Annotated in this window: 17 protein-coding genes and 1 other RNA gene; 17 read left to right on the top strand and 1 reads right to left on the bottom strand. The window is 45.7% G+C overall.

Features of this window, described 5'->3' with window-relative positions; translation table 11 throughout:
• The first annotated feature begins 94 nt into the window (after window positions 1-94).
• The 10 genes from CW370_RS09850 to azoRB all read left to right on the top strand — a co-directional run bounded on the left by CW370_RS09850 (window position 95) and on the right by azoRB (window position 9,616).
• Window positions 95-835, top strand: a complete 741-nt coding sequence (locus CW370_RS09850; protein ID WP_157829190.1) for an alpha/beta hydrolase — start codon at window positions 95-97, stop codon at window positions 833-835.
• Window positions 836-853: 18 nt separating this feature from the next.
• The gene (gene rnr, locus CW370_RS09845; protein ID WP_101169601.1) at window positions 854-3,193 is read left to right on the top strand and encodes a ribonuclease R; all 2,340 of its coding nucleotides are present in this window, start codon (window positions 854-856) and stop codon (window positions 3,191-3,193) included.
• 144 nt (window positions 3,194-3,337) lie between these two features.
• The gene (gene smpB / locus CW370_RS09840) at window positions 3,338-3,808 is read left to right on the top strand and encodes an SsrA-binding protein (RefSeq protein WP_003220025.1); all 471 of its coding nucleotides are present in this window, start codon (window positions 3,338-3,340) and stop codon (window positions 3,806-3,808) included.
• A 176-nt stretch (window positions 3,809-3,984) separates the two neighbouring features.
• Window positions 3,985-4,347, top strand: a transfer-messenger RNA (tmRNA) gene (ssrA, locus tag CW370_RS09835).
• Window positions 4,348-4,529: 182 nt separating this feature from the next.
• Window positions 4,530-5,324 carry an SDR family NAD(P)-dependent oxidoreductase gene (locus CW370_RS09830; RefSeq protein ID WP_003228388.1) on the top strand — a complete coding sequence of 265 codons (795 nt, stop codon included), beginning with the start codon at window positions 4,530-4,532 and terminating at the stop codon, window positions 5,322-5,324.
• Window positions 5,325-5,433: 109 nt separating this feature from the next.
• On the top strand, window positions 5,434-6,006 hold the full coding sequence (locus tag CW370_RS09825) for a TetR/AcrR family transcriptional regulator (protein ID WP_024572578.1): 573 nt from the start codon (window positions 5,434-5,436) through the stop codon (window positions 6,004-6,006).
• Window positions 6,003-6,362 carry a DMT family transporter gene (locus tag CW370_RS09820; protein ID WP_024572579.1) on the top strand — a complete coding sequence of 120 codons (360 nt, stop codon included), beginning with the start codon at window positions 6,003-6,005 and terminating at the stop codon, window positions 6,360-6,362. Before CW370_RS09825 ends, CW370_RS09820 begins: the two co-directional genes overlap by 4 nt.
• Window positions 6,359-6,760, top strand: coding sequence for a YvaD family protein (locus CW370_RS09815; protein ID WP_017695155.1), 402 nt, complete (start codon window positions 6,359-6,361; stop codon window positions 6,758-6,760). Before CW370_RS09820 ends, CW370_RS09815 begins: the two co-directional genes overlap by 4 nt.
• A gap of 165 nt (window positions 6,761-6,925) precedes the next feature.
• Window positions 6,926-8,821 carry an FUSC family protein gene (locus tag CW370_RS09810; protein WP_029946052.1) on the top strand — a complete coding sequence of 632 codons (1,896 nt, stop codon included), beginning with the start codon at window positions 6,926-6,928 and terminating at the stop codon, window positions 8,819-8,821.
• A 159-nt stretch (window positions 8,822-8,980) separates the two neighbouring features.
• A complete protein-coding gene (gene azoRB / locus CW370_RS09805; RefSeq protein ID WP_024572509.1) occupies window positions 8,981-9,616 on the top strand; it encodes an FMN-dependent NADH-azoreductase AzoRB in 636 nt (211 codons plus the stop codon).
• Between the two features lie 36 nt (window positions 9,617-9,652).
• Here azoRB and iolW read toward each other — a convergent pair whose 3' ends face one another.
• Window positions 9,653-10,729 (bottom strand): scyllo-inositol 2-dehydrogenase, encoded by a 1,077-nt coding sequence (gene iolW, locus CW370_RS09800; RefSeq protein WP_024572510.1) that lies wholly within the window; start codon window positions 10,727-10,729, stop codon window positions 9,653-9,655.
• Window positions 10,730-10,856: 127 nt separating this feature from the next.
• Between iolW and csoR the strand changes: the two genes are divergently transcribed.
• From csoR to CW370_RS09765, 7 genes are all read left to right on the top strand, one after another.
• Window positions 10,857-11,162, top strand: coding sequence for a copper-sensing transcriptional repressor CsoR (gene csoR / locus CW370_RS09795; protein WP_003228404.1), 306 nt, complete (start codon window positions 10,857-10,859; stop codon window positions 11,160-11,162).
• A 73-nt stretch (window positions 11,163-11,235) separates the two neighbouring features.
• Complete coding sequence (gene copZ, locus CW370_RS09790; protein ID WP_003244260.1) at window positions 11,236-11,445, top strand: copper chaperone CopZ; 210 nt, start codon at window positions 11,236-11,238, stop codon at window positions 11,443-11,445.
• Window positions 11,446-11,528: 83 nt separating this feature from the next.
• Window positions 11,529-13,940, top strand: a complete 2,412-nt coding sequence (gene copA / locus CW370_RS09785; RefSeq protein ID WP_024572511.1) for a copper-exporting P-type ATPase CopA — start codon at window positions 11,529-11,531, stop codon at window positions 13,938-13,940.
• A 159-nt stretch (window positions 13,941-14,099) separates the two neighbouring features.
• The gene (locus CW370_RS09780) at window positions 14,100-16,208 is read left to right on the top strand and encodes a heavy metal translocating P-type ATPase (protein ID WP_154217714.1); all 2,109 of its coding nucleotides are present in this window, start codon (window positions 14,100-14,102) and stop codon (window positions 16,206-16,208) included.
• A gap of 119 nt (window positions 16,209-16,327) precedes the next feature.
• Complete coding sequence (bdbD, locus tag CW370_RS09775; protein ID WP_003228414.1) at window positions 16,328-16,996, top strand: disulfide bond formation protein BdbD; 669 nt, start codon at window positions 16,328-16,330, stop codon at window positions 16,994-16,996.
• Between the two features lie 4 nt (window positions 16,997-17,000).
• Entirely contained in the window at window positions 17,001-17,417 is a 417-nt protein-coding gene (locus CW370_RS09770; RefSeq protein WP_024572513.1) for a disulfide oxidoreductase, read from the top strand.
• Window positions 17,418-17,603: 186 nt separating this feature from the next.
• Window positions 17,604-18,215: a trimeric intracellular cation channel family protein gene (locus CW370_RS09765; protein ID WP_003228419.1), complete on the top strand. Its 612-nt coding sequence runs from the start codon at window positions 17,604-17,606 to the stop codon at window positions 18,213-18,215.
• Window positions 18,216-18,274: the final 59 nt, after the last annotated feature.

Raw genomic sequence — 18,274 nt, 5'->3', positions numbered from 1 at the left:
TTTTTCACGTTTCTGGATGATATTCAAAACGTTTTTTTCTGATTAAACTGTGGAAAACTAAAATGATCGTGCAGATAGAAAGGGAGACATGAGCATGAAAGTTGTGACACCAAAACCATTTACATTTAAAGGCGGAGACAAAGCGGTGCTTTTGCTGCATGGCTTTACAGGAAATACAGCGGATGTAAGGATGCTGGGACGATATTTGAATGAACGCGGCTATACGTGCCACGCGCCTCAATATGAAGGACATGGCGTTCCGCCTGAAGAACTTGTACATACGGGGCCCGAAGACTGGTGGAAAAACGTAATGGATGGCTATGAATACTTAAAATCTGAAGGCTATGAGAGCATTGCTGCCTGCGGACTGTCGCTTGGCGGGGTTTTTTCGCTGAAATTGGGTTACACTGTACCCATAAAGGGAATTGTCCCAATGTGCGCACCGATGCATATTAAGAGTGAAGAGGTCATGTATCAGGGCGTTCTTTCATACGCTCGCAATTACAAAAAGTTTGAGGGGAAAAGCCCGGAGCAAATTGAAAAGGAAATGAAAGAATTCGAAAAAACGCCGATGAATACCCTCAAGGCGCTGCAAGACTTAATTGCTGATGTGCGGAATAATGTCGATATGATTTATTCACCGACATTTGTGGTGCAGGCCCGTCATGACCACATGATTAATACCGAAAGCGCCAATATTATTTACAACGAAGTGGAAACTGATGATAAACAGCTGAAATGGTACGAGGAATCAGGGCATGTCATTACACTCGACAAAGAACGTGACCTCGTCCATCAGGATGTGTATGAATTTTTAGAGAAGCTCGATTGGTAATCAACAGGAGGTCGGATAATGGAAAAAGAAGCATTTATGGAAAAGCTTCTCTCGTTTATGAAGGAAGAGGCGTACAAGCCTCTGACCGTTCAGGAACTTGAGGAGATGTTAAATATTACGGAAGCCGAGGAGTTTAAAGAGCTCGTCAAAGCGTTAGTCGCCTTGGAAGAAAAAGGGCTTATCGTACGGACGAGAAGCGACCGCTACGGCATTCCGGAGAAGATGAATTTAATAAAAGGAAAGATTTCAGCCCATGCGAAAGGATTCGCCTTTTTGCTGCCTGAGGATACGTCGTTAAGTGATGTGTTTATTCCGCCTAATGAGCTAAATACGGCAATGAACGGCGATATCGTCATGGTGCGTCTGAACTCACAGTCAAGCGGCTCCAGGCAGGAAGGAACCGTCATACGGATTTTAGAAAGAGCGATTCAGCGGGTTGTCGGCACGTATACAGAAACGAGAAACTTCGGCTTTGTCATTCCGGACGACAAAAAAATCACGAGTGACATCTTCATTCCAAAAAATGGGAAAAATGGAGCTACGGAAGGGCATAAGGTTGTTGTCAAGCTGACGAGCTATCCTGAAGGCCGCATGAACGCAGAGGGTGAGGTTGAAACCATTCTCGGCCACAAAAACGACCCGGGCATTGATATTTTATCGGTCATTCATAAGCACGGCCTGCCGGGAGAATTTCCAGCTGACGCGATGGAACAGGCATCCAGTACGCCTGACACTATTGATGAAAAAGATCTGAAAGACCGCCGTGATCTCCGTGACCAGGTGATTGTCACCATTGATGGTGCGGATGCGAAGGATTTGGATGATGCAGTTACCGTGACGAAACTTGAAGATGGAAGCTACAAGCTTGGCGTTCACATAGCTGATGTCAGCCATTACGTAACCGAAAACTCGCCGATTGACAAAGAAGCGCTTGAAAGAGGGACAAGTGTGTATCTGGTTGACCGTGTCATCCCGATGATTCCGCACAGATTGTCAAACGGCATCTGCTCCTTAAATCCAAAGGTTGACCGCCTGACGCTTTCTTGTGAAATGACCATTAACAGTCAGGGACAGGTGACAGAGCATGAGATCTTCCAAAGTGTCATCAAAACAACGGAAAGAATGACGTATTCAGATGTGAATAAAATTCTTGTTGACGATGATGAAGAGCTGAAGCAAAAATACGAGCCTCTTGTTCCGATGTTCAAAGACATGGAGCGCCTGGCTCAAATTCTTCGCGATAAGCGGATGGACCGCGGCGCCGTTGACTTTGATTTCAAAGAAGCAAAGGTGCTTGTTGATGACGAAGGAGCGGTTAAAGACGTTGTGATCAGAGAACGCTCTGTCGCCGAGAAGCTGATTGAAGAATTTATGCTTGTAGCAAACGAAACAGTGGCGGAGCATTTCCATTGGATGAACGTCCCGTTTATATACCGGATTCACGAAGAGCCGAATGCTGAAAAGCTGCAAAAGTTTTTAGAGTTTGTGACGACATTTGGCTATGTGGTGAAAGGAACGGCGGGGAATATTCATCCGCGCGCGCTGCAAAGCATTCTGGACGCTGTGCGTGACAGACCAGAGGAAACGGTTATATCTACTGTTATGCTCCGTTCGATGAAACAGGCGAAATACGACCCGCAAAGCTTGGGGCACTTCGGTCTGTCAACGGAATTCTATACGCATTTCACATCGCCGATCCGCCGTTACCCGGACTTAATCGTTCACCGTCTGATCCGAACGTATTTGATCAACGGCAAAGTCGATGAAGCGACACAGGAAAAGTGGGCTGAACGCCTGCCGGATATCGCCGAACATACATCATCTATGGAGCGCCGTGCAGTTGACGCCGAGCGTGAGACGGATGATCTGAAAAAAGCGGAATACATGCTTGATAAAATCGGTGAAGAGTTTGACGGCATGATCAGCTCTGTGACAAACTTCGGAATGTTCGTCGAGCTGCCGAATACAATTGAAGGACTCGTCCATGTCAGCTTTATGACAGATGACTACTACCGCTTTGACGAACAGCATTTCGCAATGATCGGCGAGCGGACAGGCAACGTCTTCCGCATCGGGGATGAAATCACAGTCAAGGTTGTCGATGTCAATAAAGATGAGCGCAATATCGACTTTGAAATTGTCGGCATGAAGGGCACTCCGCGGCGTCCGAGAGAATTGGACAGCAGCCGGAGCAGAAAACGCGGAAAGCCTGCCAGAAAACGTGTTCAAAGCACCAATACGCCTGTTTCTCCAGCTCCGTCTGAGGAAAAAGGGGAGTGGTTCACTAAGCCGAAGAAGAAAAAGAAAAAACGCGGCTTCCAGAATGCTCCGAAACAGAAACGGAAAAAGAAGAAATAGCAGCTCAACCAGCAAATAGGGCCGCAGCGCTCTATTTGCTTTCTTTCGGAAACAGCTTTTCATTGTAGCGGTACGTGACATTTGGTAAAATAGAGCGTATCGCAAAAGGTGGACAGTTTTTCCTTAGAGAGAGGAGGTTCTGGCATGCCAAAAGGGTCAGGAAAAGTATTATCTCAAAATAAGAAAGCCAACCACGATTATTTTATAGAAGAAACCTATGAAACAGGCATCGTTCTGCAAGGAACCGAAATCAAATCGATTCGCGCCGGCCGCGTAAACCTTAAAGATTCCTTCGCCAAAATCGAACGGGGAGAAGTGTTTCTCCACAATATGCACGTCAGCCCATATGAGCAGGGAAACCGCTATAACCACGATCCGCTCCGGACAAGAAAGCTGTTAATGCACCGCAAGGAGATTAATAAGCTGATCGGGTTAACAAAGGAAAAAGGCTATTCTCTCGTTCCGCTGAAGCTGTATTTAAAAAACGGCTTTGCGAAAGTGCTTCTCGGCCTTGGAAAAGGGAAGAAGAACTATGACAAACGGGAAGATCTGAAGCGCAAGGACGCGAAGCGGGAAATCGAAAGAGCGTTCAGAGACAGTCAAAAAGGCTTCTAAAGGCATAGTGCTTGATTCGAAAATCAGGCCTGTGCTATACTGTGTTCACGATCAGATCACGTCGCCATTCATTTGAAGGATTTGACAATTGAAAAGAGCCGTGATCATGTTATAATAAGGCTATAGCCAGTTTGAGTGAGAGCTTGATATTTTCTCCCGTATTTCCCTTATACCAAGGGGACGTTACGGATTCGACAGGGATGGATCGAGCTTGAGCTGCGAGCCGAGAGGCGATCTCGTAAACACGCACTTAAATATAACTGGCAAAACTAACAGTTTTAACCAAAACGTAGCATTAGCTGCCTAATAAGCGCAGCGAGCTCTTCCTGACATTGCCTATGTGTCTGTGAAGAGCACATCCAAGTAGGCTACGCTTGCGTTCCTGTCTGAGAACGTAAGAAGAGATGAACAGACTAGCTCTCGGAAGGCCCGCCCGCAGGCAAGAAGATGAGTGAAACCATAAATATGCAGGCTACGCTCGTAGACGCTTAAGTAATCGATGTTTCTGGACGTGGGTTCGACTCCCACCGTCTCCATACATACTGACAATAAAGCAGAACCTCTCAAGAGGTTCTGCTTTATTTTTTCTCCAAACCACAGGCACCAAAAAGTGCGTACTTCCATTTCAATCCCAGCTGTTTCATACTGATTGCAGAGCAGATGTTTCACCAATCAGATTTCTGTCAATAAATAAGAGGAATCAAAAACGGAGGAATGAATAATGAAGCTGAATTTACAAGGAAAAACCGCACTGGTGACCGGTTCGACATCTGGGATCGGAAAAGCTATTGCCTCTTCGTTAGCTGAAGAAGGTGCGGCAGTGATCATTAACGGACGCCGGGAAGAGAAAGTGAATCAGACGATAGATGAACTGAAAACACAACATGCTGAAGCGGTTCTTTATCCGGCTGCATTTGATTTGGGAACAGAAGAAGGCTGCAATGAGCTGTTTCAGGCATATCCAGAGGTTGATATTTTGGTCAACAATTTAGGGATTTTTGAACCGGCGGAGTACTTTGATATTCCCGACGATGAATGGTTTCGTTTTTTTGAAGTGAATATTATGAGCGGTGTAAGGCTGACACGCAGGTATTTGCATAACATGATAGAGAAAAAGGAAGGGCGTGTGATTTTCATTGCCAGTGAAGCGGCGATTATGCCGTCACAGGAAATGGCGCATTACAGTGCGACAAAAACGATGCAGCTGTCCATTTCCCGCAGTTTGGCGGAGCTGGCAACCGGCACGAATGTCACAGTCAACACCGTCATGCCGGGCTCTACCTTAACAGAGGGTGTGGAAACCATGCTGAACTCGCTGTATCCTGGTGAAAACCTGACTGTTCAAGAAGCTGAGGCACGTTTTATGAAAGAAAACCGGCCGACATCTATTATTCAAAGACTGATCCGTCCGGAAGAAATCGCCCACTTCGTTACATTTTTAAGCAGTCCGCTTTCCTCTGCGATCAATGGCGCGGCACTTCGGGCGGACGGCGGTTTGGTCCGCAGTGTCTTTTAAACCTCTCCCAATAGGAGAGGTTTTTTTTATATTGTTGATTTCCATAAATTTCTCTCGTATAATATTGGTACCAAAATAGTTTTCTCGGTACCGAAAGCGGGGGATTAATGTGGAAAAAAGAATTATGGCGGAAACCATCCGGCTGATCAAGCAGAAAGGATTTTCATTTACGATGAATGATTTGGCTGCAGCGCTGGGAACGAGCAAACGGACGCTCTATGCATATTATTCATCTAAAGATCAGCTTGTTGAGGCGGTTGTCGAACAATTTATAGCTGAAATGAAGCAAATGGAAAGAGACATCTATGAAAATGATAGTTTAAATGTGCTTGAAAAGGTGAAAAAAATGCTGATCAGCCTTCCGCAGGGGATGGAACTGCTGAACATGGGATTATTAAATGAACTAAAGAAATACCATTACGATGCTTGGCTTACATTAGACACGTTTATTAAGGCAGAATGGGCCATTGTCCTAGAATTATTAGACGAGTGCAAACAGCAAAAGAGAATCAGAAACATCAATCCGGACCTGTTTGTTCACATGTATATAGGGAGCATCAACCAAGTGTATGACCCTGAATATCCACTGAAACATCAGTTCACGACAGGAGAGGTGCTTGAATCAATTGTAGATGTTTTGTTTAACGGTATAACAGCTGATGAGGAGGCTGATGCCACGTGAATTGGGTGTTTCTATGCTTGGCGATTTTGTTTGAGGTTGCGGGAACGGTCAGCATGAAGCTATCGTCCGGTTTTACAAAGCTTATTCCCAGTTTGCTGTTGATTTTCTTTTATGGAGGAAGTCTTTTCTTTCTGACGCTTACGCTTAAATCCATTGATGTATCAGTTGCTTATGCTGTATGGTCAGGGATGGGAATCGTCCTGATTACAGTCATTGGTTTTTTGTTTTTTCAAGAACATGTTAGTGTCATGAAAGTCATTTCAATTGGTTTGATTATTGCCGGTGTTGTGTCTTTAAACCTGATCGAGCATGCTACGGTGTCTGAGCCGGTACATAAAAGCGGGCAGTACAAATGAGATATATGAAGCTGTTTTTTCTCGTGACTGATATCGGTTTTATCTTGTACTGGCTGTCAGCCGGGTTTTCGCTCATACCGGAAAGCTGGGCTTTTAAACATCATGACCATCCGTTTATGATCGCTTGGAACTGGTCTTTTTTTCCGCTGGATATCCTGATTTCTGTCACAGGGTTGTACAGCTTGTACCTACAGCGGGTGAATCGTGCTGACTGGAAGCTGATGGCGCTGATTTCTCTTGTGCTGACCTGTTGTTCAGGTCTGCAGGCGCTATCATTCTGGACATTCAGCAGGGACTTTGATCTTGTGTGGTGGCTGTTTAATGGGTATCTATTGATTTATCCTTTATTTTTTATTCACCTGCTCTTAAAGGAAGGCAGAAGGACAAAACAGTCCTGACAGGTGCCGCTTTTATGATAATAAACTGATGTAATGAAGCAGAGACGGTATAAGTCTCTGTTTTTTTATCGGGCGCACCAATTGAGAAGCTAACCGCGTTTTTGGGCATACTAAAGCGAAGAAACGGGAAAAGTTCTACACATTCATTGAAAAGGATTTTGTCAAATGAACAAAACTGCTGCGAACAATCAAAGAATCATGCCTATCGTGAAGGATGCCTTTCGCATTCATGCAAATCCATTTCCTTGGAAGAAGGCTATCGGATCAGGTTTCGCTTCAGGGTTTCCTGTGCTGGTCGGTGCATTGGCAGGTCACACGGATTACGGATTAATTACAAGTATCGGAGGCTTTGTTTATTTATATGCGGGCGGTGAATCGTACAAAAAGCGCGCCTTGAAGCTGCTCTTGGTTTCTATTGGGATCGCCCTCTCATTTGGTTTAGGGACGCTTTTGTCCGGGATGCTTTGGATGATGGCGGCTGTTTTGGGGCTGATCGGGGCAGCGGCGATGTTTATTTTTAGCGCGCTCGGCATTCAAGGCCCTGCGCCGATGTTTTTTGTCCTGGCCTTTTTAGTCAGTTCCGGGCTGCCGGCCGATCCTTCACAAGCGCTGTTCAGAGCGGGACTGACGTTTCTCGGCGCCATTTTCGCCATGGGTATCGCTTTAATCGGCTGGTTATGGAACAAACATGGACCGGAGGGAGCGGTGCTGCAAAAAACATATCATCAGCTGGCTGCATGTCTTTCAGCCGTCGGAACGCCAGGTTTTCATAACGCACAGCATCAGACCGTGCTCATGCTTAGAACAGCCCGCCAAACGGTTCTTGGGAAAGGGAACAGACGGAAAAAATCGCGGCATGATGAACGATTTTTCCGCCTCCTTGAAAAAGCTGACGACATATTCCTTGCCATTATTCATTTTTCAGCTGAAACGCCGGACAGAGAGACCGCGCAGATTGAAAAGGCACTTCGCCAAACCGGAGATATGCTTGCGCATGCACGGGTTTCCGGTACGTTTCAGATTAATGAGAACGAATCTGAGCCTAGGCGGAAGCTGTTTGAAGAAATCAATGAGGTTTTGCATATCGCTTCAGGACGTTTTGATAAGCAGCTTGACGGGGAACCGAGCCGCCTGCCATCCTCTTTTTACTTTTTGAGAAATGCCTTTGACTGGAAGTCTCCGGTTTTGATTAGAGCGTTAAAGTATGGAATTGTTCTGTTTGCCGCCGATATGTTTGCCCTCGCATTCGGCTTTGCACGTTCCTATTGGATTCCGCTTTCGGCAGCAGCGGTCATGCTTGGCACTACTGTTGTTTTTACGCTTCACAGGGCTATTCAGCGTTCGGCCGGAACGGTGATCGGTGTTATACTGGCAGGCGCAATCCTGTTTTTTAAGCCGGGCGGTGTTTATATTGCGTTTTGTATTGCAGCGCTGCAATGTCTTCTTGAGATGCTGATCGTCCGCAATTATGCGCTGGCTGTTCCCTTTTTAACCGCAAATGCGCTTGTTATCACAGAAAGTATGCATGGCGGGGCGGGCGCCGGTTATTTTATGATAGCGAGGCTGACTGATGTAGCTGTCGGCAGCGTGATCGGGCTGTTGGGAACAATGCTTTTGTGGCGGCGGTTTTCAACGAAGCGACTGCCTGAACTGATGAGGAACGTCATCCGGCTGGAAGGGCAGTTTATGGAGAAACTGTTAACCGGGCAGAATGCCGACGAACACAAGTTAAGGGTGAGTCTTGTCAGGCTTCGGGATGCGTATGACAAGGCCCTTGGAGAGTTTCCTCATGCGAATGCGGAGGCGCTCTGGCCTGCCATTTCCGGTGCTCAGCACTTAGGGTACTATTTGCTTTCGGCCCAAGCTCACCGCCGTCCGCCTGCTCCGTTTTCTGATGAAGAGATCAACCAGCTGCGGGCGTTTTTTGAACAGGCTGAGCAATCCTTTATAGTGAAAAGGATGCCTGCGGATATTCAAGTGCCGCATGTCCCTCATTATCCTCGGATCAGTAAAGAATTGTCCGCGCTGTATTCCGGCTTGAGAACAGCTTTTGAAAAGTAAGCTGTTTGGGAAAGTTAAATAATCTTTAATTCGAGATGTTTTACTTGAAAGTAAATTTCTTTGTCTCTATAATAAAGTCTAAGAGAGACAGAATAATCATTATGCATCTGTATGATAATAATTGATGTGTGATTTTTAAAAACGAAAGGGCTGGTAAAAATGGCAAAAGTATTATATATCACTGCTCATCCACATGACGAAGCAACTTCGTACAGTATGGCAACAGGTAAAGCATTTATCGAATCTTACAAAGAAGCGAATCCAAATGATGAAGTTGTACATATCGATTTGTACAAAGAAAACATCCCGCATATTGACGCAGATGTATTTAGCGGATGGGGAAAGCTTCAGTCAGGTACAGGCTTTGAAGAGCTTTCTGAAAGCGAAAAAGCGAAAGTAGGCCGTTTGGGAGAGCTTAGCGATCAATTTGCATCAGCTGATAAGTACGTATTTGTTACTCCTTTATGGAACTTCTCATTCCCGCCAGTGATGAAAGCGTATCTCGATTCTGTTGCTGTTGCAGGAAAATCATTCAAATACACAGAACAAGGCCCTATTGGCTTGTTGACTGATAAAAAAGCAATTCATATCCAAGCGCGCGGCGGCTACTATTCAGAAGGCCCTGCGTCTGAGATGGAAATGGGGCACCGCTACATCGGCATCATGATGAACTTCTTCGGGGTACCATCATTCGATGGCATTTTCGTAGAGGGACATAATGCGGAGCCTGATAAAGCACAGCAAATCAAAGAAGACGCGATTGCGCGTGCGAAAGAAGCTGGAAAAACATTCTAATGAAAAAGCCTCCCCTTATTTGGGGAGGCTTTTGTTTTATTGCTCCAGCATAATGGTTCGTTTCTCTTTACTGCTTTTCATCGCGGCTTCAATGATGCGGATGACATTAATACCTTCCTCAGCAGTGACTGGCAGCACAGCACCTTCCCGTATGCTTTCCGCTATTTTACGGTAATAAGTAAGGTAGGAGCCATTTACTGATGGGATCGTTTCTGTTTTTTTGCCGGAGCCACGAATGGTTGTAAGCTGTCCGTAAAACTCGGGATCATCCGCACCCCAGCTGTCATCCTCTGGTTTTCTTCCCGCTCTGAGTGCGTCTTCCTGTCCGTCAATTCCGTATTTGATAAAGCTGGAATCTTTTCCATGGATTTGATAACGAGGTCCGTTTGCCGGAACGATTGATCCTCCGTATAGAATGGCTTGAAGCTTGCCATAATCCAGGGTTAAATGAAAATAGTCAACCGTTTCGGCATTTTCCCGCTGGGCCATCACGTTTGCAGTCACGGCTTTAGGCATCCCAAACAAATGCAGGGTTTGGTCTATGATGTGGGAGCCGAGATCATACAGCGTACCAGTGGCAGTGCCTTCTTTTTCCCGCCACCGCGCTTGAACTTCAGGTCTGTAGCGGTCATAGGAAACTTGATATGTATTGATATCTTCAAGGGATCCCTCAGAGATCAGCTTTTTAATCGTTAAAAAATCGTTATCCCAGCGTCGGTTATGATATACGCTTAATAATACGCCTTTTTCATCGGCAGCCCTTTTTAATGTTTCCCCCTCTTCGGCCGTTGCTGTCATTGGTTTTTCCATCACAACATGTTTTCCGGCCTGTATGCATGCCATAGCATGCTCGTAATGAAGGCCGCTCGGGGTGGTGACAATGACAAGCTCAATGGCAGGGTCATTTGTGATTTCCTCAAGCTCATGTACAACCTCAGCATCTGGAAAATCCCGTTTCACTTCTTCTGTCCGAGATGTCATGATTTTGCTGATTTGATATTCATCCAGAACATCCAGCAGCGGCCCGTGAAAAACAGAACCGGACAATCCGTATCCTAATATTCCAACCTTGATCGTATCCACTTTTCTTCTCCCCTTTAAAAGCGTTATCAACAGAAGTATATACCCTCCTGATCAAATGGTAAAACCTAACTGATTCATTTTTTGGATCGGCATGCTTAGACAACCGTTTGGACAATCAGTATAATGGGAATTAATATCATTAAACAGAGGTGTACGCATGGAAAAGCATAACGAACATAAAACATTAAACCATAAAAGCTCGAAAGAAAAGGATCAGATTACAAACCGGCTTAAGCGGATTGAGGGTCAAGTCAGAGGCATTCAAAACATGGTGGAAAACGACAGATATTGTGTAGATATTCTTGTGCAAATTTCAGCTGTTCAGGCGGCAATGAAAAATGTAGCGCTTCATTTGCTTGAGGATCATGCCCATCATTGTGTAGCAGATGCCATCAAAAGCGGAGACGGGGAACAGGCCATTTCTGAGCTTTTGGACGTATTTAAAAAGTTCACAAAATCATAAAGCGTTTTTTATTGTAATACCCTACGGGGGTATGGTAGGATGAAAATAGAAAGAATAAACAGGAGGAATTGATATGGAACAAAAAACATTGCAAGTTGAAGGAATGTCTTGTCAGCACTGCGTCAAAGCAGTAGAAACAAGCGTAGGAGAACTGGACGGCGTCAGTGCCGTTCATGTCAATCTGGAAGCGGGTAAAGTCGATGTTTCGTTTGATGCTGACAAAGTATCAGTCAAAGATATTGCGGATGCGATAGAAGATCAGGGCTATGATGTAGCCAAGTGATTCAAGGTATCGCGCCTTTAGGGAGGCGCGATATTTCTTTCATTTTTATATACCCCCCAGGTGTATATAAAGGAGTGAGTATGTTGAGTGAACAAAAGGAAATCGCGATGCAGGTCTCTGGTATGACCTGTGCGGCATGTGCTGCCAGAATTGAAAAAGGCCTGAAGCGGATGCCCGGTGTCACGGATGCAAATGTTAATCTGGCAACGGAAACATCAAATGTAATCTACGATCCTGCTGAAACAGAGACTGCAGCGATTCAGGAAAAAATAGAGAAGCTGGGCTATCACGTCGTTACAGAAAAAGCTGAATTCGATATTGAGGGCATGACCTGTGCGGCTTGCGCCAATCGGATTGAAAAACGGCTTAACAAAATAGAAGGCGTCGCAAATGCACCAGTAAACTTCGCTTTAGAAACGGTTACGGTCGAGTACAATCCGAAAGAAGCGTCTGTCGGCGATTTGAAAGAAGCGGTAGATAAGCTTGGATATAAGCTAAAGTTGAAGGGTGAACAGGACAGTGAGGCTGCTGCTGCTAAAAAGAAAGAAGAACGGAAGCAAACGGCGAGACTGATTTTTTCAGCTGTCCTGTCATTTCCATTGCTTTGGGCGATGGTGAGCCATTTTACATTTACATCATTCATTTGGGTACCGGATATATTTCTCAATCCGTGGATGCAATTTGCGCTGGCGACACCAGTCCAGTTTCTGATCGGCTGGCCGTTTTATGTGGGTGCGTATAAGGCGCTTAGAAATAAAAGCGCCAATATGGATGTATTGGTCGCCCTCGGTACGACGGCTGCTTACGCTTATAGTCTTTATCTTACTTTTCAAAGCCTTGGCTCCCATGGGCATACAGACGGCCTTTACTATGAAACAAGCGCGATTTTGCTGACGCTGATTTTATTAGGCAAGTTGTTTGAAACAAAAGCAAAAGGCCGTTCCTCGGATGCGATTAAAAAGCTGATGAAGCTTCAAGCGAAAACAGCGACTGTTGTAAGAGACGGACAGGAGCAAATCATCCCGATCGACGAAGTGCTTGTTAATGACATTGTTTACGTCAAACCCGGCGAACGAATTCCTGTCGACGGAGAAGTGGTTGAAGGCCGCTCAGCAGTTGACGAATCGATGATTACAGGAGAAAGTCTTCCTGTTGACAAAAATCCTGGTGACAGCGTGACAGGTTCAACCGTTAACGCAAACGGCTTTCTGAAAATTAAAGCTGTCAACGTCGGAAAGGATACTGCGCTTTCTCATATCATCAAAATTGTTGAGGAAGCACAAGGGTCAAAAGCGCCGATCCAGCGTCTCGCTGACCAGATTTCAGGTATTTTTGTTCCCATTGTATTGGGGATTGCCGTTCTCACTTTTCTCATTTGGTATCTTTGGGCGGCTCCTGGCGATTTTGCTGAAGCGATCAGCAAGTTCATTGCGGTTCTTGTCATTGCCTGTCCTTGCGCCCTCGGTCTTGCCACTCCGACGAGCATAATGGCTGGATCTGGACGCGCTGCTGAATTCGGGATTTTATTTAAAGGCGGCGAGCATTTAGAAAAAACGCATCGTCTCGATACAATTGTTCTTGATAAAACCGGAACCGTGACAAACGGGAAGCCGCGTCTGACGGATGCCATTCCATTCGGCCGTTTTGAAGAAAAAGATTTGCTTCAATTTGCAGCGGCAGCCGAAACGGGATCAGAGCATCCGCTTGGCGAAGCGATTATTGCTGGCGTGAAAGATAAAGGGCTTGAGATACCGAAGCTAACCCGTTTTGAAGCAAAAGTCGGCGCAGGCATTTTGGCTGAAGCCGGAGGAAAAAGCATTCTCGTCGGCACAAGAAAATTAATGGAGAGCGAACAGGTTGAGCATGGGGCTCTTCTCGCCAAAATGGAAGAGCTAGAGGCAGAAGGAAAAACAGTTATGCTTGTATCCATTGATGGAGAAGCAGCTGGGCTAGTAGCGGTTGCAGATACGATTAAGGACACGTCACGGAAGGCTGTTGCCCGTCTGAAAGAGTTGGGCCTTGATGTCATCATGATGACAGGAGACAATCGCAGAACCGCAGAAGCCATCGCGAAGGAAGCGGGAATTACGAATATCATTGCGGAAGTCCTTCCAGAACAAAAGGCAGCAGAAATTGCCCGCCTGCAAAAAGAAGGCCGCCAGACAGCAATGGTAGGCGACGGAATTAACGATGCGCCGGCGCTTGCCACAGCTGACATCGGCATGGCGATTGGAACTGGAACGGACATTGCCATGGAAACAGCAGACATTACACTGATTCGCGGCGATCTGAACAGCATTGCCGACGCAATCCGCATGAGCAGATTGACAATGAAAAACATTAAACAAAATTTATTCTGGGCGCTTGGCTATAACAGCCTCGGCATCCCAATCGCAGCACTTGGATTTTTAGCACCATGGATTGCAGGAGCAGCAATGGCATTCAGCTCCGTTTCCGTTGTTCTGAATGCTCTTCGTCTGCAGAAAGTAAAATGAAAAACCGGCTATATGCCGGTTTTTGTTTTTCATTGACACTTTCTTGGAAAACAACATATAATAGGTGTAACTTATATATGAGTATATGCTCATATATATAAAATAAATACAATACTCATTGATACGCTTTGAAGAGGGAACCCTAAATCGGAAGGTAAGGTGAGACTAGTGAAACAGGAATACGTTCTGGACGGTTTGGATTGCAGCAATTGTGCCCAAAAAATCGAAAATGGAGTCAAAGGCATAAAAGGCATTGACGGATGCGCGGTAAATTTTGCGGCAAGCACCTTAACTGTCTCAGCCGATGGGAAAGAAGAGCAATGGGTCACGAATAAAGTAGAGAAAAAAGTGAAATCAATTGATCCGCATGTAACGGTTCGCCAAAAGCATATAAAGAAATCAGCTGATGATGGCTATCGTAATAGAATGGTCAATATGCTGATCAGAATGGCGGCGGCTGTCATTCTCGGCGCAGCGGCATATTTGGTTCATTCGGGAACCATTGAATTTTTCCTTTTCCTCGGTGCTTATTTAATCATCGGCGGTGACATTATGATCCGCGCAGTCAAAAACATCATCCGCGGTCAGGTGTTTGATGAGCATTTCTTAATGGCTCTTGCCACAATCGGCGCCTTTCTGATTCAGCAATACCCTGAGGGCGTTGCCGTTATGCTGTTTTATCAAATCGGTGAGCTTTTTCAAGGAGCCGCGGTCAGCCGTTCCAGAAAATCAATTAGTGCGTTAATGGACATACGGCCTGATTACGCCAATCTCAAAACAAAGAACGGCATCGAACAGGTTTCCCCGGAGGACGTTCAGACAGGAGACATCATTGTGGTTAATCCGGGAGAAAGCATACCCCTGGACGGTAAGGTCGTGCAAGGGTCAGCGATGGTTGATACATCTGCTTTAACAGGTGAGTCCGTTCCGAGAAAAGCTGCGGAAGGACAAGATGTAATGTCAGGCTTTATCAATCAAAACGGCGTTCTGCATATTGAAGTCACAAAGGGCTATCAGGAATCAGCAGTATCAAAAATATTAGACTTGGTTCAGAATGCGAGCAGCCGTAAAGCCCGGACAGAAAACTTTATCACGAAGTTTGCCAAGTATTATACACCTGCTGTGGTGATCATTGCGGTATTGCTGGCCTTTGTTCCGCCGCTTGTTCTTTCTGGCGCCGCGCTTTCCGATTGGGTGTACCGCGCGCTTATCTTTTTAGTGATTTCTTGTCCTTGTGCGCTTGTTGTCTCTATTCCGCTCGGTTTCTTCGGCGGAATCGGAGCGGCCTCAAAGGCCGGAGTGCTTGTAAAGGGAAGCAATTATTTAGAAGCCTTGAATCAAGTCAAATACGCAGTGTTTGATAAAACGGGAACACTAACAAAAGGCAGCTTTGAAGTGACAGAAATCAAACCCGCGGAAGGTTTTACAAAGGATAGATTACTTGAAGCGGCGGCATACGCTGAGCTTCATTCACAGCATCCGATTGCTGAATCTGTGCGTAAAGCTTATGGGAAAATGCTTTCCTCCGATGAGATAGAGTCATACGAAGAAATCCCCGGCCACGGCATTTTTGCAAAGGTAAATGGAACTGAGATCCTTGCCGGGAATAAAAAGCTCATGGAAAGAGAACAAATTGAGGATGTCCCGGATGAAAATGCTGGAACAATCGTACACGTTGCTGTTGATCAACGCTATGCCGGAGCAATCATCATAGCGGATGAAGTAAAGGAAGACGCAGCACAGGCGGTTGCTGATCTGAAGTCGCTTGGGATCAAACAGACAGCTATGCTGACGGGTGATTCGAAACAAACGGGAGAAGCCGTCGGAAAACAGCTTGGGATTGGTGAGGTATATGCAGAGCTGCTGCCGCAAGATAAAGTCGCGCAGGTCGAAGCATTAGAAGCTAAGCTTTTGCCTAGTGAAAAACTCATTTTTGTCGGTGACGGCATCAATGATACGCCGGTGCTTGCACGCGCAGATATAGGGGTTGCGATGGGAGGCCTTGGCTCAGACGCCGCGGTAGAAGCCGCAGACATCGTGCTGATGACAGATCAGCCGTCAAAAATAGCAGAAGCGATTCGGATTGCGAAACGGACACGGCGAATCGTGTGGCAAAACATCGGCTTTGCTTTAGGTGTGAAAGCGATCTTTCTCATTCTTGGAGCATTTGGAATTGCAACCATGTGGGAAGCGGTTTTCTCAGATGTCGGTGTTACACTGCTCGCTGTGGCAAACGCGATGCGCGTCATGCGTCTCGAAAACAGATAAATTGTCGGAGAGAATTCATTTTTTCGGGGTTTTCTTATAGGCGCTTGTCTTGTTAAAATAAAGAAGTGGGTCAATTGCGATCCGCTTCTTTTTTAATTTTAAAACGATGAGGTGTCGGAGTGAAAAAGAAACAGCAGTCTTCTGCGAAATTCGCGGTCATCCTTACGGTTGTGGTTGTTGTATTGTTAGCAGCCATTGTCATCATTAATAACAAAACGGAACAAGGCAATGATGCGGTGTCCGGACAGCCGTCTATCAAAGGGCAGCCTGTGCTTGGCAAGGACGATGCACCGGTAACTGTAGTAGAATTCGGAGATTACAAATGTCCGTCTTGCAAGGTGTTTAACAGTGACATCTTTCCAAAAATACAAAAAGACTTTATTGATAAGGGCGATGTGAAATTTTCTTTCGTGAACGTCATGTTCCATGGAAAAGGTTCAAGATTAGCGGCTCTTGCATCTGAAGAAGTATGGAAGGAAGACCCTGACTCTTTCTGGGATTTCCATGAAAAGCTGTTCGAAAAACAGCCGGATACGGAACAGGAATGGGTAACCCCAGGCCTCCTTGGTGATCTTGCAAAAAGCACCACAAAGATAAAACCTGAGACGCTCAAGGAAAATCTTGATAAGGAAACATTCGCTTCTCAAGTGGAAAAGGATTCTGACCTTAATCAAAAAATGAACATACAGGCAACACCGACGATTTACGTCAATGATAAAGTGATCAAAAATTTTGCGGATTATGATGAAATCAAAGAGACAATAGAAAAAGAGCTGAAAGGGAAGTAACGATATGAAAAATAGAATCGTATTTTTATATGCTTCCTGGGTTGTGGCTCTTATCGCTATGCTGGGCAGCCTGTATTTCAGTGAAATCAGAAAGTTTATTCCATGTGAACTGTGCTGGTACCAGCGTATCCTCATGTATCCGCTCGTCCTGATTTTAGGCATCGCCACCTTTCAAGGGGACACACGAGTGAAAAAATATGTGCTCCCGATGGCGATTATAGGGGCATTCATTTCGACTATGCATTACTTAGAGCAAAAAGTGCCCGGTTTTAGCGGCATTAAGCCATGTGTCAGCGGCGTGCCGTGCTCGGGCCAATATATTAACTGGTTTGGTTTTATTACGATTCCATTCCTGGCCCTGATTGCTTTTATCCTGATTATCGTTTTTATGTGCCTGCTGAAAGGCGAAAAATCTGAATAACAAAAAAAGCGCCCGCGTATGCCGGGCGCTTTTTTAATTTCGCAAACTCATGTCCATCAGCAATAGCCGTATTCCCTCTAAATTTATCTTTTTTTCTCATAAAAATGTTATTGATTTTACGCTTGAGCGATTATAAAATCTAGAGGTCGTCAGAAAATTTAACAAACATAAAAGGGAGTCATCAGAATGGCTTGGGAGCTGCTCAGTGTGATTGGCATCATTGCGTTTGCAGTCAGCGGCGCAATTGTTGCGATGGAAGAGGAATATGATATTTTAGGAGTTTATATATTAGGGATTGTCACAGCTTTTGGAGGAGGAGCGATCCGCAATTTGCTGATCGGCGTTCCGGTGTCAGCGCTATGGGAGCAGGGAGCGTACTTTCAAATCGCGCTTTTATCTATTACAATTGTGTTTCTGTTTCCGAAGCTGCTGCTGAAGCATTGGAATAAGTGGGGCAATTTATCAGATGCGATCGGCCTCGCTGCCTTTGCTATCCAAGGCGCACTGTATGCCGTCAAAATGGGCCATCCGCTTAGTGCCGTGATCGTGGCTGCGGTGCTGACGGGAAGCGGGGGCGGAATCATCCGTGACCTTCTTGCCGGGCGCAAACCGCTTGTGCTGAAGGCAGAAATTTATGCAGTCTGGGCGGCTCTCGGCGGTTTAATCGTCGGCTTGGGCTGGCTGGGGAACTCGTTCGGCTTATACGTTCTGTTTTTCGTGCTCGTTGTATGCCGGGTTTGTTCCTATATGTTTAATTGGAAGCTGCCAAACCGTTCTTTTCGCTTAGATAGTCAGTAAAATAAAAGAAACCTCTCCGTCATGGAGAGGTTTCTTTTATGGTAGCCTGCCGGGATCAA

The organism is Bacillus sp. SN32, assembly GCF_002837495.1.
Lineage (GTDB): Bacteria > Bacillota > Bacilli > Bacillales > Bacillaceae > Bacillus > Bacillus subtilis.
This window is presented reverse-complemented; position numbering and strand designations above follow the sequence as displayed.

Excerpts from the sequence above, each read along its gene's own strand:
- azoRB (WP_024572509.1), top strand. The coding sequence starts at position 8,981 with ATGGCAAAAGTATTATATATCACTGCTCATCCACATGACGAAGCAACT.
- rnr (WP_101169601.1), top strand. The coding sequence starts at position 854 with ATGGAAAAAGAAGCATTTATGGAAAAGCTTCTCTCGTTTATGAAGGAA.
- CW370_RS09770 (WP_024572513.1), top strand. The coding sequence starts at position 17,001 with ATGAAAAATAGAATCGTATTTTTATATGCTTCCTGGGTTGTGGCTCTT.
- CW370_RS09765 (WP_003228419.1), top strand. The coding sequence starts at position 17,604 with ATGGCTTGGGAGCTGCTCAGTGTGATTGGCATCATTGCGTTTGCAGTC.
- CW370_RS09810 (WP_029946052.1), top strand. The coding sequence starts at position 6,926 with ATGAACAAAACTGCTGCGAACAATCAAAGAATCATGCCTATCGTGAAG.
- csoR (WP_003228404.1), top strand. The coding sequence starts at position 10,857 with ATGGAAAAGCATAACGAACATAAAACATTAAACCATAAAAGCTCGAAA.
- CW370_RS09815 (WP_017695155.1), top strand. The coding sequence starts at position 6,359 with ATGAGATATATGAAGCTGTTTTTTCTCGTGACTGATATCGGTTTTATC.
- smpB (WP_003220025.1), top strand. The coding sequence starts at position 3,338 with ATGCCAAAAGGGTCAGGAAAAGTATTATCTCAAAATAAGAAAGCCAAC.
- copZ (WP_003244260.1), top strand. The coding sequence starts at position 11,236 with ATGGAACAAAAAACATTGCAAGTTGAAGGAATGTCTTGTCAGCACTGC.
- CW370_RS09850 (WP_157829190.1), top strand. The coding sequence starts at position 95 with ATGAAAGTTGTGACACCAAAACCATTTACATTTAAAGGCGGAGACAAA.
- CW370_RS09830 (WP_003228388.1), top strand. The coding sequence starts at position 4,530 with ATGAAGCTGAATTTACAAGGAAAAACCGCACTGGTGACCGGTTCGACA.